Origin of the sequence: Tardiphaga sp. 172_B4_N1_3 (assembly GCF_052076035.1) — a bacterium.
Taxonomy (GTDB): Bacteria; Pseudomonadota; Alphaproteobacteria; order Rhizobiales; family Xanthobacteraceae; genus Tardiphaga; species Tardiphaga robiniae.
Genome location: NZ_CP197238.1, coordinates 1487900 through 1513289, shown reverse-complemented (window position 1 = coordinate 1513289; position 25390 = coordinate 1487900). Strand labels below are relative to the sequence as shown.

22 protein-coding genes are annotated in these 25390 nt (G+C 61.4%); 12 read left to right on the top strand and 10 right to left on the bottom strand.

Translation table 11 applies throughout. The features are described from left to right. Positions 1 to 30: 30 nt before the first annotated feature. A complete protein-coding gene (locus AB7783_RS06855; protein ID WP_441277183.1) occupies positions 31 to 369 on the bottom strand; it encodes a hypothetical protein in 339 nt (112 codons plus the stop codon). Between the two features lie 51 nt (positions 370 to 420). On the opposite strand from AB7783_RS06855, the gene AB7783_RS06850 reads away from it, so the two are divergent. From AB7783_RS06850 to lpxD, 5 genes are all read left to right on the top strand, one after another. Then, on the top strand, positions 421 to 1092 hold the full coding sequence (locus AB7783_RS06850; protein WP_441277182.1) for a TnsA endonuclease N-terminal domain-containing protein: 672 nt from the start codon (positions 421 to 423) through the stop codon (positions 1090 to 1092). Between the two features lie 93 nt (positions 1093 to 1185). Then, a complete protein-coding gene (locus AB7783_RS06845) occupies positions 1186 to 3330 on the top strand; it encodes a Mu transposase C-terminal domain-containing protein (protein WP_441277181.1) in 2145 nt (714 codons plus the stop codon). Between the two features lie 65 nt (positions 3331 to 3395). Continuing rightward, positions 3396 to 4463, top strand: a complete 1068-nt coding sequence (locus AB7783_RS06840; RefSeq protein WP_441277180.1) for a TniB family NTP-binding protein — start codon at positions 3396 to 3398, stop codon at positions 4461 to 4463. Between the two features lie 29 nt (positions 4464 to 4492). Then, the gene (locus AB7783_RS06835; protein WP_441277179.1) at positions 4493 to 6286 is read left to right on the top strand and encodes a TniQ family protein; all 1794 of its coding nucleotides are present in this window, start codon (positions 4493 to 4495) and stop codon (positions 6284 to 6286) included. Positions 6287 to 6916: 630 nt separating this feature from the next. Beyond that, positions 6917 to 7960, top strand: a complete 1044-nt coding sequence (gene lpxD / locus AB7783_RS06830) for a UDP-3-O-(3-hydroxymyristoyl)glucosamine N-acyltransferase (RefSeq protein WP_441277178.1) — start codon at positions 6917 to 6919, stop codon at positions 7958 to 7960. A 63-nt stretch (positions 7961 to 8023) separates the two neighbouring features. On the opposite strand, the gene tgt is transcribed toward lpxD, so the two are convergent. The 6 genes from tgt to coaD form a co-directional block, all read right to left on the bottom strand. After that, positions 8024 to 9157, bottom strand: coding sequence for a tRNA guanosine(34) transglycosylase Tgt (gene tgt / locus AB7783_RS06825; protein WP_441277177.1), 1134 nt, complete (start codon positions 9155 to 9157; stop codon positions 8024 to 8026). Then, positions 9154 to 10236, bottom strand: coding sequence for a tRNA preQ1(34) S-adenosylmethionine ribosyltransferase-isomerase QueA (queA, locus tag AB7783_RS06820; RefSeq protein WP_439063823.1), 1083 nt, complete (start codon positions 10234 to 10236; stop codon positions 9154 to 9156). The genes tgt and queA overlap by 4 nt, the downstream gene beginning before the upstream one ends. A gap of 152 nt (positions 10237 to 10388) precedes the next feature. Continuing rightward, positions 10389 to 10856 carry a peptidylprolyl isomerase gene (locus AB7783_RS06815; RefSeq protein ID WP_089264447.1) on the bottom strand — a complete coding sequence of 156 codons (468 nt, stop codon included), beginning with the start codon at positions 10854 to 10856 and terminating at the stop codon, positions 10389 to 10391. Then, entirely contained in the window at positions 10832 to 11257 is a 426-nt protein-coding gene (locus tag AB7783_RS06810) for a hypothetical protein (protein WP_441277176.1), read from the bottom strand. Before AB7783_RS06810 ends, AB7783_RS06815 begins: the two co-directional genes overlap by 25 nt. 23 nt (positions 11258 to 11280) lie before the next feature. Next, on the bottom strand, positions 11281 to 11850 hold the full coding sequence (locus tag AB7783_RS06805; protein ID WP_441277175.1) for a peptidylprolyl isomerase: 570 nt from the start codon (positions 11848 to 11850) through the stop codon (positions 11281 to 11283). Between the two features lie 41 nt (positions 11851 to 11891). Then, the gene (gene coaD / locus AB7783_RS06800; RefSeq protein WP_089264449.1) at positions 11892 to 12389 is read right to left on the bottom strand and encodes a pantetheine-phosphate adenylyltransferase; all 498 of its coding nucleotides are present in this window, start codon (positions 12387 to 12389) and stop codon (positions 11892 to 11894) included. Between the two features lie 70 nt (positions 12390 to 12459). Here coaD and AB7783_RS06795 point away from each other — a divergent pair, with 70 nt between their 5' ends. The 3 genes from AB7783_RS06795 (at position 12460) to AB7783_RS06785 (ending at position 15091) form a co-directional block, all read left to right on the top strand. Continuing rightward, positions 12460 to 12702 (top strand): hypothetical protein, encoded by a 243-nt coding sequence (locus AB7783_RS06795; protein ID WP_441277174.1) that lies wholly within the window; start codon positions 12460 to 12462, stop codon positions 12700 to 12702. A 12-nt stretch (positions 12703 to 12714) separates the two neighbouring features. Continuing rightward, positions 12715 to 12972 (top strand): hypothetical protein, encoded by a 258-nt coding sequence (locus AB7783_RS06790; protein ID WP_089264450.1) that lies wholly within the window; start codon positions 12715 to 12717, stop codon positions 12970 to 12972. 211 nt (positions 12973 to 13183) lie between these two features. Beyond that, positions 13184 to 15091: a potassium transporter Kup gene (locus AB7783_RS06785; RefSeq protein WP_441277173.1), complete on the top strand. Its 1908-nt coding sequence runs from the start codon at positions 13184 to 13186 to the stop codon at positions 15089 to 15091. 57 nt (positions 15092 to 15148) lie between these two features. On the opposite strand, the gene AB7783_RS06780 is transcribed toward AB7783_RS06785, so the two are convergent. Beyond that, positions 15149 to 16042 (bottom strand): LysR family transcriptional regulator, encoded by an 894-nt coding sequence (locus AB7783_RS06780; RefSeq protein WP_441277172.1) that lies wholly within the window; start codon positions 16040 to 16042, stop codon positions 15149 to 15151. A gap of 149 nt (positions 16043 to 16191) precedes the next feature. Here AB7783_RS06780 and AB7783_RS06775 point away from each other — a divergent pair, with 149 nt between their 5' ends. The 4 genes from AB7783_RS06775 to AB7783_RS06760 all read left to right on the top strand — a co-directional run bounded on the left by AB7783_RS06775 (position 16192) and on the right by AB7783_RS06760 (position 21449). Further along, positions 16192 to 16839: a hydrolase gene (locus tag AB7783_RS06775; protein ID WP_441277171.1), complete on the top strand. Its 648-nt coding sequence runs from the start codon at positions 16192 to 16194 to the stop codon at positions 16837 to 16839. A 149-nt stretch (positions 16840 to 16988) separates the two neighbouring features. After that, positions 16989 to 18386, top strand: a complete 1398-nt coding sequence (locus AB7783_RS06770; protein WP_441277170.1) for an alginate export family protein — start codon at positions 16989 to 16991, stop codon at positions 18384 to 18386. A gap of 41 nt (positions 18387 to 18427) precedes the next feature. After that, positions 18428 to 19468, top strand: coding sequence for an LLM class flavin-dependent oxidoreductase (locus tag AB7783_RS06765; protein ID WP_441277169.1), 1041 nt, complete (start codon positions 18428 to 18430; stop codon positions 19466 to 19468). 190 nt (positions 19469 to 19658) lie between these two features. Then, complete coding sequence (locus AB7783_RS06760; protein WP_439071585.1) at positions 19659 to 21449, top strand: monovalent cation:proton antiporter-2 (CPA2) family protein; 1791 nt, start codon at positions 19659 to 19661, stop codon at positions 21447 to 21449. 142 nt (positions 21450 to 21591) lie between these two features. Here the strand turns inward: AB7783_RS06760 and gyrA are convergent, their stop codons facing one another. After that, positions 21592 to 24363, bottom strand: a complete 2772-nt coding sequence (gyrA, locus tag AB7783_RS06755) for a DNA gyrase subunit A (RefSeq protein WP_441277168.1) — start codon at positions 24361 to 24363, stop codon at positions 21592 to 21594. Between the two features lie 205 nt (positions 24364 to 24568). Further along, a complete protein-coding gene (locus tag AB7783_RS06750) occupies positions 24569 to 24973 on the bottom strand; it encodes a DUF2306 domain-containing protein (RefSeq protein WP_439088888.1) in 405 nt (134 codons plus the stop codon). Between the last annotated feature and the right edge of the window lie 417 nt (positions 24974 to 25390).

Here is a 25390-nt window from a genome sequence, read left to right as displayed (position 1 = left end):
CCACCGACGAACTTGTTCTTGTGCAAACACTTACTCGCGCAAGCAAGAGAACCGCAGCCGATCACCAATTTCAGTGATCATGACCAGAGGAGGCACAATATGTTCAACGCATTCATTCGCGCCTCCATCTGTGGCTCGTTCCACGTCAAATCGGCGTTCCTCAACATATCGGCCTGACGGTCTGGCGGCTTGCCGCCAGCATTGTCGAATGAAGGCTATCCGGCGCTCCCTGCGGCCGGACGAGGAGATATCGCCGTGATCAACAGCATCCATCTTTTTGACGACCTCATAGCCCGCTGACGTCGCGGCCAAACTCCGCGACGTCACGGCGTCTTCGATCAACTCACCAAAATCGAAATCAGCACTCATGTCGGGCGGGAATGGATTCCCGGAACGCTTGAGGTCCGTCTGGAGGTCACTGTGAACTACGATAACCCGCCCGCCCGTTCCCTCGCATCTCGCTTCCCTGCACTGAAGTCGCGCGAGACCTGTCGCGGCTTCGCCATCTTCCAGAACCGCATCGTCCACTTCGAGAGCCATCTCGAACTGATCGTCCTGTTCATGCTGGCGCTGCGTCCGGAGACCGCAAAGATCATCGAGCAGCCCACGGCTATCACCTATCGTGATGGCGACGTCCTGCGCCGTCACACGTTCGACTTCCTCGTGATCACCCGCGACGGACGCCACGTCTATGTGGCGGTGAAGCCTGCCGCACGCGTCGAGCGTTCCCGGATCAAGCGCACGCTCGGCCTCATCGTCGCGCAGTTGCCGCCCAACTCGAACGTTTCGGTTCACTTGGTGACGGATGCCGATTTCACCTACGCGGATCGCTACAACGCAACCCAGGCTTTCGACTTCTGCCGCTTCCCGACCAAGGAACACGACGAAAAGATGGCGACGATCGTTGCAGAGATCGTAGGTTCTGCACGCATCGCGGATCTGGTGGCGTTCAGCGGCCTCGGCGCTATGGGCTTCCGTTCGATCGTTCGCCTCATCGTGAACGGTCAGTTGGCAGCAGTGCATCCCCGTGAGCGCATTACTTACGCTTCGCTCGTTCGTTCGGCGCCTGCAGTGGCGCCCTCCGAAAGCTAACTACCCTCAAGCTCGTCCGATCACCAACAACATGCGTCTGCCCATCGGCTGACGCATCGGCCCCCTGTGTCATTTTTTTTGGAGACGACCGTCATGAAGATCATCATCAACCCCCACGACCGCATCATCCTGAAGAACAGCGAGCGCCGCGTCGTTGAGCAGAACCCGCTCGGCTACATTCTTGTTCGTGCTCACGAGAAGGCAGAGCTGCGCGAGGAGCTCACGCACAAGCAGATCAAGGAGCTGATCGATGCCGGAGAGATGAGCATCGACAGGAACTGGTACGAGTCCGGCCGCGCGAACGCGCGTCTTCTCGCGGGCGTTAACACCCTGTCTGACCTTCCCGCCGCGGAAGTCTTCGAGATGCGCCGCCGCGAATACTTCGTCACGAACTTCCTCAAGCGCGAGGCCGCCGACAAGGCCGTCAAGCGCACGGACGAGTGCATCAAGGATGCGATCGCGAAGATCGAGGAAGCCCGACCCAAGCTGGAGGCCCATTGCAATCGTCCCAATCCGGATGAATGGCCGAAGCGGCCTTCCGCGCGCTCGCTCCGTCGCTGGCTGAAGCAGTACGAAAACCACGGTGCGAGTACCCTTGCGCTGCGCAACAAGTATCGCTTCTGCGGCAACCGAATCTCCAACATGGACCCGGAGATGCTCCGTGTGCTGATCAAGCACGCCGTCTCGTATTGCAGCCTGGAGCGGCCGGGCGTCAACCTTATCTACAAGACGATGCAGGCGGAGATCGCGGCACTCAATGTCGAGCGTGAGGCAAACGGCCTGCCCCGCTACGCGTGCCCCGGAAAGGAAACTCTTTCCCGGAAGATCAAGAGCCTCAACGCGTTCGAGGTTTACGCCAGCCGCAACGGGATTGCGGACGCCCGGACCAAGTTCGCCATGGTCAGCGGCGGCCTCGACGTCACCCGGCCCCTCCAGCACGTGCAGATCGACGAATGGACGATCCAACTGCACACGATCGCGAGCGCCCTTGGGCTCGATGAGCTCCTGACGGAAGAAGACCGCAAGTACCTGCAGACCCAGCGCCTGAAGGTGTGCCTCATTCTCGACGTCGCAACGCGCTGTGTTCTCGGCTTTCGCATTTCTTCCCGCTCGGACCACCAGACCGCCATCGCCACGTTGGCCATGGCCGTCACCGATAAAAATTCGATCGCAGCGGCGGCCGGTTGCAAGTCCGATTGGCCGATGCAGGGACCGCCGAGCCTTGCCTCGCCCGACGCCGGTTCGATGTTCTTGCATGAGGCATTCCACAACGTGCTCGCAACCTGCGGCATCGTCTATGAAAACGCGCCCGCCGGACTTTCCCACCTCCGCGGGCATGTGGAGCGGGTGTTCGGTACCATGCACACCAGCCTGATGCCGCACTTCACCGGACGCTCGTTCAGCAACGTCGTTGATAAGGGCGAGTACAAGGCCGAAGAACGGGCGTCCATCTTTTCCGCACAACTGCCCCAGATTTTCACCCGCTGGGTGGTCGATGTCTATCATCACACTCCCCACTCGGGACTGGAAGGCAAAACGCCTTACAACGCCTGGAAGGATCTCGTCGAAGAATTCGGTGTGAACGCCTGCCCGACCCCGCACCAGCGCCGCAACATCTTCGGCGTCGAACTGGACCGTGTCCTCGACCAGAGCGGCGTCGTCATGGCTGGCAACCAGTACCATTCCAAGGAGCTCCACGCTTGGTACGAGCAGGTCGGCTCCTGCGAACTTAAAGTCCGCTTCGACGCATCGGACATCGGCCATGTCTCGGTCTGGTTCGGAAACGGCTGGAATGCAGTTCCGTCCGTGCGCGAGGGGCTTCGTGGCATGGACCTGCACACGTGGACGGAGATCGTCACGGATCTCAAGCGTCGTCACCAGGCAGGTGCTCGCGTGAACGAACATATCGTCCACGCCGCAATCCGCGACATTGCCAAGATGGCCAAGCATGCCATGCACGTCACTGCAATCTCCGCGGATCGCCCGACCAAGGAAGAGCTGAACCACGTCGAGGCCACCCTGGCTCTCGGGTTCAAGATCGTCAGCGATCAGGCATCCTCCACGAAGCCCGCGGGCGACATTCTCGGATCCGCCTTCCCCGCGGCGCACGACGACGATCAGCCTAACACTTCCGCCGTTGTCACTGCCGACGCGACCGCTCCGACTCCGCTGCCTTCTATCACTCCCCCTGGCGCCGATGACCCGGCGGACGAGGCTTGGGGCGATCTCGAAGACTAACCAACCTTTTCTCGCCGACCCGCCGTGCAACCGCGCGGCGGGACCCAACCAAGGACTGGATGACCATGACCACCCACGTTTCGCCGCCCGCCCGCACCGATTCCGTCGCGCTTCTCTACGCCGATGCCGCAAGCACCCAGAACTTCACCGTCATGGAGACTATCCGTGCGAAGTTCCTGAAGACCGCCCGTGACGCCCATCTGGCAACTGCCATGGGGACGCTGATTGCCAACGCCGTGCAGCGGGAGAACACCAATCTCCCGCCCTCTTTCGAGAATCGCGGCCGCGGCAGCGGTCTCGTACTCGTCGGCCCGACCGGTGTCGGTAAGTCCAAGTCGCTCGAGCGCTATTTCAACACGCATCCGGTGCTGGCCGGTTACGCCGATCCCGCTTCCGCCTCGCCGCTGGTGAGTGTTTCCGTCCCCAGCCCGTGTACCTCGATGCAGCTCGCTCGCGCGCTCCTGAGGGCGACCGGATACGCGCTCGAGCGTGACATGGCTGCCCATCGCCTGTGGGAAAAGGCGTTTGATCGACTGCAGGCCATGCGCAAGTTCATCGTCCATTTCGACGAGATCCAGCACGTCGTCCACAACATGCCGGAGAAGGACCTCCAGCAGATGGCCGACACGCTCAAGAACGCGATGTACAATCGTCGGATCACTTTGATCCTGTCCGGCGTCGCTACTCTCGTGCCGTTCGTCCAGCACGATGCGCAGCTCTTTCGCCGCTTGGCGATCCTGCCTTTCGAGGGCATTACCCCCGAAAAACACGACGACATCCGCCGGATGGTCGGCACCTATGTGAACGCCGCCGGTCTCGCGGACTTCCGCAAATCCGAAATCGACAGCGCCGACTTCATCGCCCGCCTTTCCCACGCGGCGTTGAACGCCTACGGCTACTCGATCGTGCTGACCCAGTTGGCAATCGAGAATGCCCTCGAAAACGGCTCCAATCGTCTCACCAACGAGAACTTCGCAACCGTGTTGGCTAAGAAGACGTCGTTCAGCGCAGATCGCAACCCTTTCCTTGCGATGAACTGGCACACGATCGACTGCGCCAAGATGTTCGAGAAGGTCGTCGACGCTCCCCCGCCCGGCCCGGTCACCCGCAAGCGGAAGGCGAAGTCGCAATGACTCTCCCTCTCGCTTTGACGGTTCCTCTCATGGACGATGAGCCGACGATCTACTTTGCCTCGCGTCTGGCTGCGCGCAACTTCCAAGATGGCCGCAAGCTTGGCTCCGACATGGCTTTTCGGTTCATCGCCTTGGAGCGCGGGTGTCACAAGGCGATCGCCCAACTCGCCGAAGTCAGCGGAGCCGATTTCGATCGGCTCCTCCGGAATTCACCGAAACCGATGGGCGGGAATCTCGATCTCGGCGGACAGGAATTGGGCGTAAAGTCCCGGCATCTGTCTCGTCTCTTCATTTGTCCGGCATGTCTGCAGGCAGATGTTGATCGCGGAGACCTGGACCCCACGGTCGCCATCCGCAGTCGTATTCAATGGACGTTGCGAGCCATCGGGACCTGTATTGACCACGGAATCGCGCTGATCCCAGTGGCGGAAGAAAAGAACCAGCATATCCGCCACGATTGGACGAAGCTCGTTGCTCCGATCCTGAAGGATCTACCTGCGCTCACGGACCGCGCGATCCGTCGGCCTGCATCGAAGCTTGAGCTTTACCTTGTCGACCGTTTGAAAAACGGCACTGCTGGTTCTTGGCTCGACCGCCTTCCCTTCTTTGCCGCTGAACAGACCGCTCATTTGTTCGGATGCGCGGCGCTTTTTGGAAACGCCGCAGTTCGCGACCTCAACGATGAACAGAAGTACGCCGCCGGCGACGCCGGTTTCGAAATCGTCCGAAACGGCTCGGTCGGAATTGAAGATTTCCTTTCCAAGCTGCACGCCAAGTTTGTTCCGAATAACAAAAACTTCTCCCCTTATCGTGCGTATGGTCGTGTTTACACACGCTTGTCTCTTCTTGCGGACGATCCGGCCTTTCGAGAAGTCCGTGACATCGTCGTGGAACATGCGCCGTCCAAGTTTCCTCTCGGGCCGGGTGACGAGATTATGGGAGTGGGCATCAACGCACGACAATTTCATTCAGTGTGGTCGCTCGCCAAACAGTTCCGATGCTCGTTGAAGCGCATCGAGCACATCATGATTGCGGCTGGCTATTCCGTGAACCGGCAACCCAACGGCCAGGAAGCTATGTTTGAGGCGAGCCAAGCCGAAGGTACGGTCGAGCGCGCAATGCAATCCGTCTCGTTGCTGGAAGCGCAAGAGCGACTGGGCGCATCTGAAAGCATCATGAAGGTTGTCCTCGATAATGGCTTCCTGGAGCGTCATCGGGTCGACAAAGGATATCATGGACTGCGGTTTCAAAGTGATGATCTCGACAAATTTCTGAGAAGTGTAACGGAGCATGCAGAACCTGTGATTCATCCAACTCCAGAGATGATCAACCTCAGGTCCGCCACAGCTCGAACGCGCTGTAAGATCGCCAAGATCATCCAGATGATCATCGACAGAAAGCTCCCCTGGGTCGGCCGGAACGTAGGTCTCGCGGGATTGGCCTCTATCTTGGTCTATCCTGCGGATGTGATGTCGGCACTTCGACCGCAAAGGACGCCGCCAGAAGACTTGTCGGCATCCGATGCAAGTCGAAAATTGCAGATCCCTGTGAGCACATTCCGAGCGTTGGCTAGTCGCAAAATTGTCATCGGGCGGGAATTCCGCGAACCATTGAGCGGTCTCATCCGGCTACGATTTTCTATCGCCGAACTGGATCGCTTCGACTTCAACTTTGTGTCTCTTTACAATCTGAGCAAAGACCTTCGCCGAAAGACCACTCGAGTGCGGCGCGAGTTGGGATCTCATGGCATCTTGCCGATCCCGGGAATGGACGTTCGGCACACCGCTTTTTACCGTCGGGCTGACGTCGAATTCTATCGCTGACTTCCATCTTCTCCAATCCAAGCTCCCGTTCCGGGAGCCTTTTTTTTTGTGCCCTTCCCTTTGGATGGTCGCACTTGTCTAGGACTGGTGGACAAACTCCTGGGTCATCGAGAAATGCCGCTGTTGAGAAATCAATGACTTACGAGCGTTTTGATGGACACACTAGGCTGGCGCGCACAGCAACTAGCGCTGTTCGCGTGGACCCGCGTGAACCGATCTTGGATTGCTCCGCGATCCGAGGGAGACGCCGATTGTGATTATCACATTCTCCGTGCCTCTGCTTGCCCGCCGAGGGCTGCTTTCCACGCGGATGGCACAACCAAAACGCCTAGTAAGGCGAACGCTGCCAGCATCGCCCATGCGTCATTGACGCTCCAAACAAAAGCAACCGCTCGCGCCGAGGCTCAGCATATCGTCACGACCGGCGTCTACGTCGGCGCAGCATCGGCACGCGTCAAGGTCAGCGATCTGCGCAAACGATTTGCACCGTCACGCGTGTACCAGGTAATGACCACGCCGCAGTCACACCTTCGCCATTTCTGATGTTCCCAAGCCGTGCTAACCAGCTGTCGGGTCTACAGCGGAGAAGCCGTCTCTCGGGTCGAGGGGATACCCGCACTGGAGTCGGTCATGACCGGTCAAATTCCCTTCTTCGTGCCTAAGCGCACGATCACTGCAAGTGAGGTCGCGGGCATCGCGGGCTTACTTTTTGTTACAAAAGATTTCCTCATTTCGGCTGGTGCAGCGCTAGAGACAGCGCGGCGCGGCGAGCTGAGCTATATGGACAATCACAAGTATCTTGAGGCCTTGAGGCAGACGAATGCAGGCGCTTGTCTTGTCTCCCCGCGCTTCAGCGCGTCCGTTCCAAAGGAGACCTACTCTTTTGTGACACCTCAGCCGTATTTGATTTACTCAAGGATCCTCGCGTTGCTCTATCCAGGAGCGGCTATCCCGGGGTCACTTTTCGAGACCGACGGCATTTCTCCAAACGCCACGATTCATGCTTCGGCCATCATCGATTGCGGGGCTACCATCGATCCCGGCGCAGTAATCGGTCCCCGGGCCAGGATCGGTGAACACACTTATATCGGGTCAAACGTCGTGATCGGCCCGGACGTCACCATCGGGAGCCATAGCTCAGTCGGCGCCGGCGCTATCATTGCGCACGCAACTGTCGGCAATCACGTCATTGTCCATCCAGGCGTATCGATCGGTCAGGACGGCTTCGGATTCGTGCCCGACAAAGGCGGACATATAAAAATTCTCCAGGTCGGAGGCGTCATTATTGAGGACTGCGTCGAAATAGGCGCAAACACGACCATCGATCGCGGGTCGACCCGTAACACGTTTATCGGCGAAGGGACGAAGCTCGATAACCTCGTACAAGTCGCCCACAACGTGACGATTGGCAGGCACTGCCTCATCGCCGCGCAAGTGGGAATTGCCGGGTCCGCAACTCTCGGGAGTTTTGTTGCAATAGGCGGCCAGACTGGAATTGCTCCTCATCTGACGATCGGCGACGGCGCACAGATAGCCGGTGCAAGCGGCGTCACGCGCGACGTCCCCGCAGGAGAGCGATGGGCAGGATTCCCAGCTCGCCCGAGCCGCAGGTTTTTCCGGCAATACAAGGCCATGGAAATACTTGCGGCCGGTGACCGCGAGACAAACGATTGATGAACCTGCAAACCGCCGGATCTGGTTTTTAGCCGAACAGGTGATCAACCGCATCACGCGCAGTTACCGCGGCGGAATGTCGCCGCGCGCCCAGCCCTCGCGCGTATGCGCCCGAAACTCTTCAAACGTTCCAGCCTCGATGGCCGCGCGGATGCCCTGCATCAGGCTCTGGTAATAGGCGATGTTGATTTCAGACAGCAGCATCGCGCCGAGGGTTTCGCCGGAGCGCACGAGATGATGCAGATAGGCGCGCGAGTAATCGCGTGCGGCCGGCCAGGTGCTCTCTTCATCCAGCGGACGCGGATCGTCCTGATGCCGCGCATTGCGCATGTTGATCTGGCCGTGGCGCGTGAAGGCCATGCCGTGGCGGCCATTACGGGTCGGCATCACGCAGTCGAACATGTCGACGCCGCGCGCCACCGCTTCCAGCATATCATCCGGCGTGCCGACGCCCATCAGATAGCGCGGCCGCTCCGAGGGGAGGATCGGAACCACCTCCTCGATCATCGCCAGCATCACGGCCTGCGGCTCGCCGACAGCGAGGCCGCCGATCGCGTATCCATGAAAGCCGATATCGATCAGCCCCTGCGCACTGGCCCGGCGCAATTCCGGCACGTCGCCGCCCTGCGCGATGCCGAACAGCATGTAACCGTCAGGCGCCGTCTCGAAGGCGCGCTTGCAGCGTTCGGCCCAGCGCAACGACAGCTGCATCGCGCGGTCGATATCGGCATGTTCGGCAGGCAGCCGCACGCATTCGTCGAGCTGCATCGCGATGTCCGAATTCAGCAGCCGCTGGATCTCGATGGCGCGCTCCGGGGTCAGTTCGAACTTCGCACCGTCGATATGTGAGCGGAACGTGACGCCCTGCTCCGTCACCTTGCGCAGCTGCGCCAGCGACATCACCTGGAAGCCGCCGGAGTCGGTCAGCATCGGACCGTTCCAGGTGGTGAATTTCTGCAGGCCGCCGAACGAGGCGACGCGTTCTGCGCCGGGGCGCAGCATCAAATGGTAGGTATTGCCGAGCACGATATCCGCACCGGCATCGCGCACGTCGCGCCAGTGCAAGCTCTTCATCGCACCGAGGGTACCGACCGGCATGAAGGCCGGTGTGCGCACCACGCCATGCGGCGTTGTCAGCTGGCCCCTGCGTGCCGTGCCGTCAGTGCGCAGCAGTTCAAAATGATTGGCGACGGTCATTGATTGCGTGTGTCCCGAAACAGCAGACTGGCGTCGCCGTATGAATAGAAACGATAGCCGGTCGCGATGGCATGGGCATAGGCCTGCTTCATCGTATCCATGCCGGCGAAGGCTGAGACCAGCATGAACAGCGTCGAACGCGGCAGATGGAAATTCGTGAGCATGATATCGACGGCGCGGAAGCGATAGCCGGGCGTGATGAAGATCGCAGTCTCGTCGGCGAACGGATGAATAACGCCATCCTCAGACGTCGCGCTTTCCAGCAAACGCATCGAGGTCGTGCCGACGGCAACAACGCGTCCGCCGGCCGCATGCGCTGCGTTCAGCGCATCCGCCGTTGCGCGCGAGATCGTACCCCATTCGGAATGCATCTTGTGCTCGGCGGTGTCGTCGACCTTCACCGGCAGGAAGGTCCCGGCTCCGACATGCAGCGTGATGCGATGCAGGCCGACGCCGCGCGCTTTCAGAGCGGCTTCCAGTGCCGGCGTGAAATGCAGTCCCGCCGTCGGTGCGGCGACGGCGCCGTCATTGGCGGCGAACATGGTTTGATAATCGGCCGTGTCACGCTCGTCCGGAGCGCGTTTTCCGGCGATGTAAGGCGGCAGCGGCGGCGCGCCGAGTTCAGCGATCGCCTGATCCAGCGCCGGGCCGTGAAACGAGAAAGAGAAGATGATTTCGCCGGCATCACCCTTGTGCTCGACTTGAGCGTCGAGATGTCCGAGCAGGCAGACGCGGCCTTCATTGCCGAAGCGCACCGTATCGCCTTCGACGAGCTTCTTTGCAGGCCGTACCAGCGCCTGCCAGCGCGAATTGTCGAGGCGCTTGATCAGCGTCGCATCGATCTTCGGTTCGGTCTCGCGGCCAATACGACGGCCGGTGAGTTGCGCCGAGATAACCCTGGTGTCGTTGACGACCAGCTGATCGCCGGGCTTCAGCCAGGTCGGCAGATCCGATACGACATGATCCTGCACGCCGATACCCGGCTGAACGACAAGTAGCCGCGCGGCGTCGCGCGGGCTGGCAGGCCGCAGCGCGATGTTCTCGGCGGGAAGTTCGAAATCGAAGATATCGGTACGCATGGGTTTGTAGTTATTCCCACTCCGTCATGGCCGGGCTTGTCCCGGCCATCCACGTCTTGGTGTTGATGCCTATAAAACGTGGATGCCCGGGACAACTAGCGAAGTTCGCTTCGCGCTGCCCGGGCATGACGAACGTGAGGGAGGAGCTTAACTTAGGCAGCCGCGTCGGCGGCCATATGTGCCTTGACGATCTTGTCCGGGTTCTGCACCGGCTCGCCGCGCTTGATCTTGTCGACGTTCTCCATGCCTTCGGTGACCTTGCCCCAGACAGTGTACTGCTTGTTGAGGAACGACGCGTCGTCGAAGCAGATGAAGAACTGGCTGTCGCCGGAATCCGGGCTGGCCGCGCGGGCCATCGACAGCGTGCCACGCACATGCGGCTCGTTATTGAATTCGGCCTTCAGCTTCTTGCCCGAACCGCCGGTGCCGGTGCCCTGCGGACAGCCGGTCTGCGCCATGAAGCCGTCAATGACACGGTGGAAGACGATACCGTCGTAGAAGCCTTCGCGCACGAGCTCCTTGATACGGGCGACATGGCCCGGTGCCAGATCCGGGCGCATCTCGATGGTGACGGGACCCTGGGTGGTTTCAAGGATCAAAGTATTCTCGGTAACAGCCATGCTCGTCTCTCTACTGGTTTGGGTTGGTTTCGGCGGTCGTCAAACCGCACTCGGAAGGGGCGTCCAGCGACCGCGTCGCCCAGGCCCCCGGTAAATGGCATCGGCGTGCAATGTTGCAATGTCTCCATCACAGCCGTTCGGTAAGCGACGCTGTCGGCCTCGGAGGCATCCGGCGTCTCGAAGGTAATTCGCGGCCTTCCGAGAAGTTCACCGGATCGTTTGAAGCTGAACAGCACCGTGATCTCCATGCCCGGATGGCCGCGCGGCAAGGCAGGCGGATGCCAGCACGCTTTCAGCCTTCCGAACATGCCCTCCAGCGTGCTCACGGCTTCAGACTGAGCCAATGCCGGATGCGCCTGAAGGACGCCAGACAGTAATAATGCCGCGAGCAGAGCAATCACCCTGCATCGCGGCATTATGATGCTCACTTGATGTCGGCAGCGACCTGCACCTTGACCATCTTGTCAGGGTCGGTCACGGCACCACTGGCCGAGCCGGGAGGCGCCTTCTTGAGCTTGTCCACCACGTCCATGCCGGCGACGACATCACCAACCACGGTGTACTTGCCGTTCAGCGACGAGCCCTCGGCGAACATGATGAAGAACTGCGAATTGGCCGAATCCGGATCGCCGGCACGTGCCATGCCAACAACGCCGCGCTTGTACGGCACCTGCGAGAATTCGGCCTTCAGGTTCGGATACTTCGATCCGCCGGTGCCGTTGAAGTTCTTGCCGTCGCCGGTCTGCGCCATGAAGCCGTCCATCACGCGGTGGAACGGTACGTTGTTGTAGTAGCCTTCGCGGGCGAGCAGCTTGATGCGCTCGGCGTGCTGTGGGGCGATATCGGTGCGCAGCTTGATGATGATCCGGCCCTTGGTTGTATCGATCACGACCGAATTGGCCTTGTCGAGGCCAGCCGGAAGGGCTGCCGGAGCCTGCGCGAAAGCGGGAGCCGCGAACATCAACGCGGCAGCAAGTGCGACTATACGGATCATGGAAACTCCGGATCAGAGAAAGCCGGTCAGCCGGCGTTTGATTAAGCGGCGAATTTGGACTTGAGGCTCTTGGCGACCGCGTCCGGGACGAAAGCCGAAACGTCGCCGCCCATGGCGGCGATTTGCCGGACCAGTGTGGCGGTGATCGGGCGGACGCTCACCGAGGCCGGAAGAAATACCGTCTGCACATCCGGCGCCATGGTCTCGTTCATGCCGACGATCTGCATCTCGTAATCGAGATCGGTGCCGTCGCGCAGCCCGCGGATCATGATGGTCGCACCGATCTGCTGCGCCAGTGTGGTCGTGAGATTGTCATAGGTCGTGCAGTCGAATTCGCAGCCGGCGGCCGAGGCCAGCGGTCCGAACACCTGCTTCACCATCTCCAGCCGCTCGTCCGTCGAGAACAACGGCTTCTTGCCGGGATGCACGCCGATCGCGACCACGAGCTTGTCGCACAGGCCAACGGCATGGCGGACCACATCGAGATGGCCATTGGTGACGGGATCGAATGAACCGGGATAAAGCGCGATACGGGGCATTCCCCCTCCTACCCCGCCCCCGTTCGAGCCGCAAGCCGACTTGGTTCCGCCCGCTGGGGCCGAATGGCCGATGTTTATTTTCGGACAGGGCTCGAACCGGATGCCGGGTCAGCGCGTCTACTGGGTACGCAGCAACGATATTGAAAACATTGGGCTTTCGAGCCTTATGTGTCGTCATGCGCGTACGCACGAAACACAAACCGGGCCGGATGAAACCACTTTGCCCGGACACGACAACTTCCTGAAACCGGGCCTGATTAATCAGGCAAGCACAGGAAGCGACAAACAAACCGGGCCAAAACGGCCCGAATGACAGGGGACCGTCATGATCAAGACTCTCTCAGCAGTTGCCGTCGCAGCTTTCATCGCAGCCGCCCTCACCGTTCTGCCGGGCTTTGCCCCGAAGGTCGAGGCGTCGGTGCCGGTAGCCCTCGCCAAGGCCGACCGTCTGGACATCCACACGGTAGGTCGCAACTGCTCCGAGCAGGCCTGGCCGAACTTCGAGGCCTCCTGCCTGCGTAACGCAGCCAGCAAGACGATCACTGTCCGCGAAGTCCGCCTCGTGACCACCGAGCGTCGCTAGGCGGCAAAGGATACCGCACCCCGGTCAGAGCCGGGGTGTACTGATACTTAATCCGGGCAATCGAACTACACTCCCCCAACGCGCGCGATGCATAGTTCAGTGAAATTCTCGCGACACCTGCTTCAACTAATTTCATAGCAATTCGCGACGCAACGTCGCAGACTGCTGGTTAAGCGCGATCGTGAAAGCGCGAGTCCCGTGAGGGCTGCCAGTGACCGCCATCCCAGCCGCATCGCCAGGCCACTCTGGCGGACTTCCTCTCACGGCAACGATCGGCGCGCTCGGCGTCGTCTATGGCGATATCGGCACCAGCCCCCTTTACGCATTGAAGGAAGCCGTGAAGGCAGCGGCCCATGGCGGGCCCCTCACGTCCGAAGCAACGCTCGGCGTAGTGTCGCTGATCCTCTGGGCGTTGATCCTCATTATCTCCCTGAAATACGCACTTCTAATTCTGCGCGCCGACAATCGCGGCGAAGGCGGTATCGTCGCCCTGCTGGCACTGCTCCACGCGCGTAACGCAGAACCGGGTACATGGCGCATACATCTGCTGGTCGTCGGCCTCGTTGGTGCCGCCCTGCTCTATGGCGATGGCGCCATCACGCCGGCGATCTCGGTACTATCAGCCATTGAAGGCCTCAAGGTCGATGCACCGTCGCTGGCGCCAGCCGTGGTGCCGCTCACCGTCATCATTCTGATCGGGCTGTTTCTGATGCAGAGCAAGGGCACCGGTTTCATCGGCGGCATCTTCGGGCCAGTGATGCTGGGCTGGTTTGCCGTGCTCGCGCTGCTCGGCATCCATGGCATCGTGCAATCGCCCGGCGTGCTCGCTGCCGTCAGTCCGCTCTATGCCTTCGAATTCCTGATCCATCAGGACTTCCACATCAGCTTTGCCATTCTCGGCGCTGCCTTCCTTGCGGTGACCGGCGGCGAAGCGATGTATGCCGATATGGGCCATTTCGGACGGATGCCGATCCGGCTCGCCTGGTTTGCCATCGCCCTGCCGGCGCTGGTGCTGAACTATTTCGGCCAGGCGGGACTGCTGATCGCCGACCCCACCGCCGTCAACAACCCGTTCTATCAACTGGCGCCGGACTGGCTGCACTACCCGCTGGTGGCCTTTGCCACTGTCGCGACGGTGATCGCCTCGCAGGCCATCATCTCCGGTGTGTTCTCGCTGACGCAGCAATCGATCCAGCTCGGCTTCCTGCCGCGGATGCAGATCCGGCACACCACCAGCCACGCCATGGGCCAGATCTATGTGCCGCTGGTGAACTGGCTGCTGGCGGCGGCGACGTTGGCCGCCGTGCTCAGCTTCGGCACATCGGACGCGCTGGCAGGCGCCTATGGCATCGCCGTATCGCTGTTGATGGCGATCACCACGCTGCTCGCGGCATTGGTCGCGCTGCAATGGGGCTATCCGCCGCTTCTCGTCGTGTCGGTGAATGGCTTCTTCTTCATCATCGATTGCATCTTCTTCGCCGCCAATTCCACGAAGCTGTTCGAAGGCGGCTGGTTTCCGCTGTTCTTGGCGGCTGCTGTGGCGTTCCTGATGCTGACATGGCGCAGCGGCGTCAAACTCGTCGAAAGCGCCCGCGCCAAACTGCGTCAACCCGAAGAGGACCTGATCGAGACGGCCGTCAGTCGCTGCCATGCGCGCCTCAATGGCACCGCGGTGTTCCTGGCATCCATGCCGAATGGCGTGCCGCTGGCACTGACGCAATTCGTCAAGCACAACCACGTCCTACATGAGCGCGTCATTCTGGTGACTGTGCTGATCTCCGAAGTGCCGCGCGTCCCGGATGCCGATCGCGCCGAGATTATCGAAGTCATTGAAGGGATCACGCGCGTCATCCTGCATTACGGCTTTATGCAGTATCCAACGATTTCGGACGGGCTCGGCCTGGCTTCCGAACAGGGCAAGCTGCCCGGCATCGACCTTGCCGAGATCACCTATTACATCGGCCGGGAGACCATCATTCCCAGCGACAAGGTCGCGGGCATGGCGGTGTGGCGCGAAACCGTATTCGCGTTCCTGCAACGTAACGCCGAACGCTCCGCAGCGTTCTTCGGCGTGCCGACCAAGCAGGTCGTCGAGTTCGGCACCGAAATCGAGATTTAAGCCTCGCGCGACTTAAGCCTCGCCCGGTCCCTGCGCACCATCCGTTTGGTTCGTGCGTTAGTGACCGACACCCGCAGGGCGCGGGGCCTTTTCAAAACACGCGATCAGCATTTCGGTAAGAACCCGCACTTTCCGTGCAGGATGCTGACTTGGCGGGCGGACCACATAAACGCCTGCCTGTGGCGGCGGATAACGTGTCATGACCGGAACTAGCGCGCCAGAGGCGACATCGTCATGGGTGATGCCATCGGGGAGCCAGGCGATGCCGAGTCCTGCCAATGCGGCGGCGCGGAGCGCCGTGCCGTTGTCAGCTTTAAAGCGCCCTTGCGGATGCACCCTGATCGTCTTGTCGCCATCCATGAATTGCCAGGCTTCGGTGCCCTGCATGAGAGCCTGATGCGCTACGAGTTCGTCCGGCGTCTCGGGGGAACCATGCGCTTCGATGTAGTCCGGGCTCGCGACCAATTTTGCATAAATAGGCCCGACGTGTCGCGCGATCAGGTTGGAGTCCGGAAGATAGCCAACCCGGATCGCGCAATCGAAACCTTCGGCGATGAGATCGACGAAGCGATCACTGTAGACGGTATGGACGTGGAGCTGCGGGTGCCGTCGCGCCATGTCCGCAAGCACGGGAGCCAAGTGCGTTGGGCCGAAAGTAAGCGGCACGGCAATACGCAGTCGCCCGCAAAGCTCACCGTCAGGCTGGATCAATTCCCGGGCTGCGTCGATCTCGCCGCAGGCGCGCGCCGCATGATCGCGAAACGTGATGCCGGCTTCCGTGAGCGCGGCGCCGCGCGTGGTGCGCGCCAGAAGCTGAACGCCGAGTTCCGCTTCGAGGCGGGCGAGCTGCCGACTGACAATGGACTTGGAGACGCCGAGCCGGCGCGCGGCGGATGACACGCCCCCGGCGTCGGCGACTTCCACGAACGTCCTGAGATCTTCGATATCCAATTCGGCGTTCCCCGTTCTGCGACACAGCTTGGCACGAGCGGTCACTATCGCATTACCGACAAGAACGGCAATACGCCCTCAGACAACGTCGCCGTTGGCGCATGTCTCCCGATCCGTCTCACTTAACAACGGCAGCAGAGGATATATTCATGACCTTTCGTAATGGCCTTGCGTCGCTTCTTCGTCCCGAAGACTCGGTTCTCGTTCTGATCGACCACCAGCCGTTCCAGATGGCCAACCTGAACAGCCACGAAACGCAGATGGTGATCAACAACACGGTGGGTCTGGCCAAGGCCGCCAAGGTGTTCGGCGTCCCCACGATTCTGACGAGCGTGCTCGTTGACCGTGGCGGTATCCTGTTTCCGCAGATCACCGATGTCTTCCCCGGACAGGAGGTGATCGACCGGACCTGGGTCAACACCTGGCAAGATCCAAAGGTGGTGGACGCGGTGAAGGCGACGGGCCGCAAGCAACTGATCATCGCTGGCCTGTGGACCGAAGTCTGCGTCGCGATGCCCACGATCCAGGCGCTCGGCGAAGGCTGGGACGTCACGGTCGTCACCGACGCATCCGGCGGCATATCGGTCGAGGCCCACGAGGTCGCGATCCAGCGCATGATCCGGGCCGGCGCCAACATGATGACCTGGTTCGCGGTGGCCGCTGAATGGCAGCGCGACTGGGCCCGGCTGGACACGGTGCCCGGATTGACGGAGCTCATGATACAGCACGCCGGCGGCACCGGCATCGCCTATGTGTGGGAGCAGCAGCTGCTCAATACGCCGGTGCCGAAGAGCTAACTGAGACAAGGGACGGCGCAACCGTGCCAGCATCGATCGCTCGTCGCGGTCTCGCCGTCCCCCCTCAGCGCAAAGCAACGGCGCACGCTTGGCGCGGAACGAGCTGTCCTGCCCACAGATCCGACTGCTCTGGTCGATGAAAACGCCTGATGATCAAATTGAGCTTCGTTCTTGCGGCGACGGTCGCCATGACGACAGTCGTGCAGGCACAAGTCGGCACCGACGTCGAGCGCGCGCCGACGCTGACGAACGAGCGATATCGCGAAGACTGGTCCTATCTCGCCAATCCATCGAAGCGGACCGGGCACTGGACTGAGCCGTTCAAATACATCCCATTGCGCGAGGATGGATCGGTTTACCTCACAACAGGCATGGAGGCCCGCTCGCGCTATGAGGGCTACACTAACGTCAATTGGGGAGCAGCGCCAAATGACAGTTACATCTGGCACCGGTTCATGCCCTATGCCGACCTTCACGCAGGCAAGGTGCGGTTTTTCACCCAACCCATCTTTTCGGCGATCACCGGCACCAGCCGTCCCGAGCGTCCGGTCGATACGACCGGCGCCGATATGCTTCAGGCATTCGGCGAGACCGAAATGGATGTCGGAGACCGCAGCACGCTGCGCACGTCTGCCGGGCGCAAGCTGATGTCATTGGGCGCGGGCCGTTTCATCGACACACGCTACGGTCCTAATATCCCGCAGGCCTTTGACGGTCTCGATGCAGTCGTGACGAGTGCTGATCGGCAAGTGACGCTGCTATACGCGCGTCCCGTCGACAACCTTCCCGGCGATTTCGATGATCGCACATCCCGCCAAAAGTCCGTCTGGGGCGCCTATGCAACACAGTGGCTGCGAGAAAACCGGTCGATCGGTGTCGATGTCTACTATCTCGGTCTCTTGGACCGCGATGCGGTTTTCGACCAGGGCCGCGGCAGGGAACTCGCGCATACGTTCGGCACGAGACTCTTCGGCGACACGGGCGCGTGGTTCTGGAATTTCGAAGGTGCCCTGCAGCGCGGGACTTTCGGAACGCAACGCGTGGAAGCATGGGGTATTGGTGGTGAATTCGGCTATCGCTTCCTCCAGACGCCACTTCAACCCGAACTCCGGTTCATGTCCGATGTCATTTCGGGAGACGGCAACCCGGACGATTCAAAGCTCGGGACGTTCAATCCTCTATTTCCGAGGGGCAAATATTTCGGTGCTCTGTCTCCGGTCGGCCCGCGCAACCTCATTCAGGTCCGGCCGTCGATCACCGTCTATCCGCGCAAAGATGTCGCAGTCTCGCTCACCGGAGCGACCTATTGGCGACAGAGCACGGCCGACGGGATCTACGGGGTCCCCGGAAATCTCGTGAGAAGCGGCAAAGGCAGCGATGCGCGCTACATCGGGCATCAGGTCGAGCTGTCCGTAGCATGGCAGGCTACGGCCGAGCTCAATCTGTCTGCATCGTTGAGTGCCTTCGAAGCCGGGCGTTTCATATCGGACACCGGACCCGCACAGACCATCACCCTGATCAGCGTGATGGCGAACTTCCGGTTCTAGCTGTGACACGACCTGATCGACGAATTGAACAAGGAGTTCTCATGGAAATCGGCATCGACAGTTTTGCAGCCATCCTTCCCGATCCAGCGACGGGCAAGCTGCCTTCAGCGACCGATCGCATGGCGGACCTCCTTGATGAGGTCGAGGTCGCCGACCGGGTTGGGCTCGATGTCTTCGGCATCGGTGAGCATCACCGCGCCGAATTCCTCGATTCCGCGCCCGCGATCATCCTGGCCGCGGCAGCAGCGCGCACCGGCCAGATTCGTTTGACCAGCGCCGTAACAGTGCTGAGCGCCGCTGATCCCGTGCGCGTGTTTCAGGAATTCGCGACTCTCGATCTCATCTCGAAAGGCCGTGCGGAACTCGTCGTTGGTCGAGGCTCGTTTGGCGAAGCCTATCCGCTGTTTGGCATGGACCCGCAGGACTATGACGAACTCTTTGCCGAGAAGCTCGCGCTGTTCTTGAAGCTTGGCGAGACCAAACATCCGATCTGGAAAGGTCGCTTTCGTTCGGCGCTCGAGGGCCAGGGTGTCTATCCGCGTCCGCATCAAGCCCGGCTGCCGGTCTGGATCGGCGTCGGCGGCACGCCGGAATCCTTCGCGCGCGCCGGCACGCTGGGCCTGCCCCTGATGGTCGCGATCATCGGCGGCACATTCGAACGTTTTCGTCCGCTCGTCGATCTCTATCGCGACGCCGGCAGCCGCGCCGGGCACAGTCCCGACAAACTCAAAGTGGGTGTGCACGCGATGGGTTTTGTCGGCGAGACCACCGCAGCCGCCAAAGACGCCTTCTTCCCCGGCTGGGCGCATCTGACGGCTAGAATCGGCCGCGAACGTGGCTGGTCACCACCGTCGCGCCAGCAATTTGACGCCATGGCCGGCCCGGAAGGCGCGTTCCTTGTCGGCGATCCCGCAACGGTCGCAGCGAAGATGCGCCATGCCGATGAGGCTCTCGGCGGCGTCTCGCGCATCACCTTCCAGATGAGCACGGCTTCCCTCGAAACCGCCGCGATGAAGCGTTCGATCGAGCTTCTCGGCACTGACGTCGCGCCGATCATCCGGGCGGCGCAAGCACGGACATGAGAAGCACTGCATGTCTCTCATGCAGCGTATGACGGTTCTCTTCACGACGTGAACCTGACGCGCTGAATTGCCGCACGCGTGGCGGCATCGGACAAAGCCGCCAAAGTCATCTACTCTGCTCGCGACGCACTGTGCGAACATATAAGGCACGCCGGATTGAGACATCCGGCAGATCAACGAAAGAGGTGAAATGGCGGACGCTTCCGGTTTTAGTTTGGGACACGCAATTGTCCTGCTGGGTGCGGCCACCGTTGCAGTGCCACTGTTCAAGCGATTGGGCCTCGGCTCCGTCCTCGGTTATCTCATCGCCGGCTTGGCCGTCGGGCCGTTCGGCCTTGGCCTGTTCAACGATCCCGAGACGCTGCTGCATACGGCCGAGCTCGGCGTCGTCATGTTTCTGTTCATCATCGGGCTGGAAATGCGCCCGTCAAAGCTGTGGAAGCTGCGCCGGCAGATCTTTGGCCTTGGCGCAGCGCAGGTCATCACCTGCGGCTTCCTGCTCACGCTGGTCGGGATGGCCGCGGGCCTCAGCTTTCCCGTCGCCATGATCGGCGCCATGGGCTTTGTGCTGTCCTCCACCGCCGTCATCATGCAGCTGCTGGAGGAACAGGACGAGACCACATCGCCAGAAGGCCAGCGCGCCATCGCGATCCTGTTGCTGGAGGATCTTGCCATCGTTCCGCTGCTGGCGCTGGTCGCTATCTGGGGCGCCGCCGATGCGCCGGCCGCCGCGAACGCAAAACCGATGTGGCAGAGCGCCGCCATCGCCCTCGCCGGCCTCGCCGCGCTGCTAGCGGCGGGCCGCTGGCTGCTCGACCCGTTCTTCCGCATCATTGCTCGGGCCGGCGCGCGCGAAGTGTTGACCGCCGCAGCGCTGCTCGTCGTGCTCGGCTCCGCCGTGTTCATGCAGAGCGTCGGCCTGTCGATGGCGATGGGCGCCTTCCTCGCCGGCGTGCTGCTCTCGGAATCGAACTTCCGGCATCAGCTCGAGGCCGACATCGAACCGTTCCGCGGCATCCTGCTCGGCCTGTTCTTCCTCAGCGTCGGCATGTCGCTGAATCTGCGCATCGTCGCCAGTGAATGGATCATGGTGCTGGGCGGCGTCGTGGCCTTCATGATCGTCAAGGCGATCGGCATCTATGTGATCGCGCGCCTCGCAAAGTCTGATCACGCCGCCGCCACCCACCGCGCCGCGCTGTTCGCGCAAGGCGGCGAATTCGCCTTCGTCCTCTATGCGGCTGCCGGCACCGCTGGCATCTTCGACACCCGCGTCTCCGCGGTCATGAGCGCGATCGTCATCCTGTCGATGGCACTGACGCCCATCGTGCTGCTGATCCACGCGCAGATGCGGCAGAGCACGCCGGTCTCCATGGACGGCATCGACAAAGCCGACGGCCTGCGCGGGAAAGTGCTGTTCATCGGCTTCGGCCGCTTCGCGCAGGTGGCGAGCCAGGCCCTGCTGGCGCGCAACATCGAACTTTCGCTGATCGAAACCGATGTGGACATGATCCGCGCCGCCGGCAATTTCGGCTTCAAGATCCACTATGGCGACGGCACCCGCCTTGACGTGCTGCACGCTTCCGGCGCTGGCACCGCTGAAGCGATCCTGATCTGTGTCGACAAACCGGAGGCAGCAGATCACATCGTCGAACTGTGCCGCTCGGAATTCCCGCTGGCCAAACTCTATGTCCGCTCCTACGACCGCGGCCATTCGCTGCGCCTCATTCATGCCGGCGTCGATTTCCAGATCCGCGAAACCTTCGAATCCGCACTGCTGTTCAGCGAAGCCGTCCTGACCGGCCTCGGCCTCGACGAAGACGAGGCCCGCGAAGCCATCGCCGATGTCCGCGACCGCGACGCGCAACGCGTCGAGCTGGAAGTCATCGGCGGCCTGGAAGCCGGCCGCAAGCTGCTCCGCGGCAATGCCGAAACGCCGGAGCCGAGCCCGTTCTTCAAGACACGGCCAGCGAGTGCGGAGTAGGGGTTCCACGAACGATGTCGAAAATTGGGATGTGAGGTCCGAGACCCGCCGACGACGCCGACGATTGTCTCTGCAAGCAAAAAGCCCGCGGCATAACCGCGGGCTTTTTTGATCGACTTGTCGAAGGCGGATGCGGAGAGCCTCAGCCCTCCGCCACCGGCGCACCGTTGCCATTCTCGCCCTCTTCGCCCTCGCCCGCCTCGCCGATATGCTCGACCGACACGACGTGCTCGTCGTCAGCCGTGTTGAACACGATGACGCCCTGGGTCGAACGGCCGGCAATGCGGATACCTTCCACCGGGCAGCGGATGAGCTGGCCCTTGTCGGTGACAAGCATGATCTGGTCGCTGTCCTCGACCGGGAACGAAGCGATCAGCTTGCCATTACGGTTGTTGACCGACATGGCGACGATGCCCTTACCGCCGCGGCCGGTGGTGCGGTACTCGAACGACGAGGTCCGCTTGCCGTAGCCGTTCTCGCTGATGGTCAGCACGAACTGCTCGGATGCCGACATCTCGACATAGCGCTGCTCGCCGAGTTCGATGGCTCCCGTCGCCTCTTCGGTCTCCACGGCAGCCGCCGCTTCGTCCGCAACATCGGCACGCTCCTCGGCGCCGCCGCGACGTACCGCATTGGCACGACGCAGATAGGCCGCACGTTCGTCGGAATTGGCCTCGAGGTGGCGCAGGATGGTGAGCGAGATGAGCTTGTCGCCGTCCGCCAGAGAGATACCGCGAACGCCCATGGAGCTGCGGCCCTGGAACACACGGACGTCAGTCACCGGGAAACGGATGCACTGGCCGCCGGCAGCGGTCAGCAGCACGTCGTCATGTTCGGTGGCGATCTGCACATCGACGATCGCTTCGCCCTCATCGAGCTTCATGGCGATGATGCCCGAACGCCTGACATCGACGAAGTCCGACAACTTGTTGCGGCGAACATTGCCGCCGGTGGTCGCGAACATCACGTCGAGGGTTTCCCACGTCGCCTCGTCCTCGGGCAGCGGCATGATCGTGGTGATGCGCTCACCCTGCTCAAGCGGCAGGATGTTGATCATCGCCTTGCCGCGGCCATTTGGCGGCGCGATCGGCAGACGCCAGACCTTTTCCTTATAGACCTGGCCACGCGACGAGAAGAACAGCACCGGCGTATGGGTTGAGGCCACGAACAGACGCGAGACGAAATCCTCGTCGCGCGTCGCCATGCCGGAGCGGCCCTTGCCGCCGCGGCGCTGCGCCCGATAGGTCGAGAGCGGCACGCGCTTGACGTAGCCATGATGCGACACCGTCACCACCATGTCTTCGCGCTGGATGAGGTCTTCGTCTTCGACCTCACCCTCTTGCTCCATGATGACGGTCTTGCGCGGCGTCGCGAATTCCAACTTCACCGCGCCGAGCTCGTCCTTGATGATGCCCTGGACGCGCGCGCGCGAACGCAGGATCTCCAGATAGTCGGCGATTTCGACGGCGAGCTTGTCCAGCTCGTCGGAAATTTCCTCGCGGCCCAGAGCTGTTAAACGTGCGAGGCGCAGATCGAGAATGGCCTTGGCCTGTTCGAAGGACAGCCGCGCGGTGCCATCTTCCTCGAGGCGATGACGCGGATCGTCGATCAGCATCATCATCGTCGCCACGTCCTGCGCGGGCCAATGACGCTCCATCAGGATGTCACGTGCGGTGGCCGGATCCGGCGAGGTACGAATGACACGAATGACCTCGTCGATATTCGCCACTGCAATCGCGAGGCCGACGAGGATATGCGCGCGATCGCGCGCCTTGTTGAGCAGGAACTTGGTACGGCGCGTGACGACCTGTTCGCGGAACGCGACGAAGATCGTCAGCAGATCCTTCAGGTTCATCAGCAACGGACGGCCGGTGTCGAGCGCCACCATGTTGGCGCCGAAATTGGTCTGCAGCGGCGTGAACTTGTAAAGCTGGTTGAGCACCACCTCCGGCACCGCGTCTCGCTTCAACTCGACGACGACGCGAAAACCGTCGCGGTCGGATTCGTCGCGCAGATCGGAGATGCCTTCGATCTTCTTGTCGCGCACCAGTTCGGCGATGCGCTCCACCATGGTGGCCTTGTTCACCTGGTAGGGAATTTCCGAGACGATGATCGCTTCGCGGTCCTTGCGCGTCGGCTCGATCGAGACTTTGCCGCGCATCACGATGGAGCCGCGGCCGGTGTGATAGGCCGTACGAATCCCCGCGCGGCCGAGGATGATGCCACCCGTCGGGAAATCCGGACCGGGGATGATCTTGTTCAGATCGTCAATGGTGAGTGACGGATCATCGATCAGCGCGACGCAGGCGTCGATGACTTCGCCCAGATTGTGCGGCGGGATGTTGGTGGCCATGCCCACGGCGATACCGCCGCCGCCATTGACCAGCAGATTGGGAAACTTGGCCGGCAGCACGCGTGGCTCACGGAAAGAGCCATCATAGTTGTCCTGATAGTCGACCGTGTCCTTGTCGAGATCGTCGAGCAGCGACTGCGCGATCTTGGTCAGGCGCGATTCAGTGTATCGCATCGCGGCGGCCTGATCGCCATCCACCGACCCGAAATTGCCCTGACCGTCGATCAACGGCACGCGCATCGAGAAGTCCTGCGCCATGCGGACCATGGCGTCATAGACCGACTGATCGCCATGCGGATGATATTTACCGATGACGTCGCCGACGGTTCGCGCCGACTTGCGATATGGCTTGTTCCATTCGAAGCCGTTCTCATACATCGCGTAGAGAATGCGCCGATGCACAGGCTTCAAGCCGTCGCGCGCATCCGGCAACGCACGCGCCACGATCACGCTCATGGCGTAATCGAGATACGAACGCTTCATCTCATCGAGGATGGATACGGGACGAATATCCGAGGGGGCCGGTGGCTCCCCAGGCTTCTGGTCTTCAGTGTCGGACAAGGATGATTTCCGGTCAGGTTTTGCTGGGAATCATATAGCGCATCGCGCGGCTTCAAGCCACCCCGCAGACAACGCCCGCGGCTCTATTTTCCTGCTGATTTTTCAAATGCTTACGGGAGCTGTACAGGGCTTGTGAAGTGGCCCCGAATAAGCCAGCCCGAACCCGCCGAATCTTGCGAAAATCATGCGGCCGTCTTGCAGCAATCTAGCGACCGAAGACTACGGTGTGCATGACCCGGCCGGGCACGAGCGTGAACACGCCGGCGATCACCAGGGCGCCGGCGAAGATCGAAATCATGGTGATGGCATGCGCCCTGACGCGGTGCCGGCGTGCGGCGACCACTCCGACCACCAGCATCACCGGCGCGATGATCGACAGCAGGTGGATCGGGCTCCAGTCTCGCCAGAGCCGGTAGCTATGGCCGTGGATCCCAAACGAACTGATCGCAACGGTGGCGAGCAACGCCACCCAGATCCAGCCGAGCGTCTTGTGTGGCAGCGTGCCCTTGGGCGCGATCAATTGAACGACACCGAGCACGAATGCGGCCATGGCCGCAAAAGCATGCAGCGGGATCGGGGCAACGGCATCAAGCAACGGCTGCAGCGACATGGTGGCCCTCGCATTCAGCAGGCAGAGTCAGCTCACCATCGCAGAAATCTTTCCATTGTAAAGATCATATTGCCGCCACGTTGCCGCAGCTAACCGTCCCCTCAAAAAAGCAAAACGCGCTGCGAGCAATCAGCTCACAGCGCGCGATGCAGAAGTTCAGGACGTCCTGACAGCAGATCAGAAGGGTTATATGTGGTTATGGACGTGATGCGTGAGGCGGTCGAGGAGCGCGCCGGTGACCGAGGCTGGATTCCGGGATATCTCCAGGTCGCGCCTGGCGGACGGCTGCACCTTGTTTCGTGCGCGCCTCACGGGCTGATCGTGGCTGAATGGTTGGTTTCGGACGCAAGGCTCTCCGAGACAGGGGACCGCACTAGTCGAGGCGACCCAAAGTATCCATGCCTCGCTCCGGGCGGA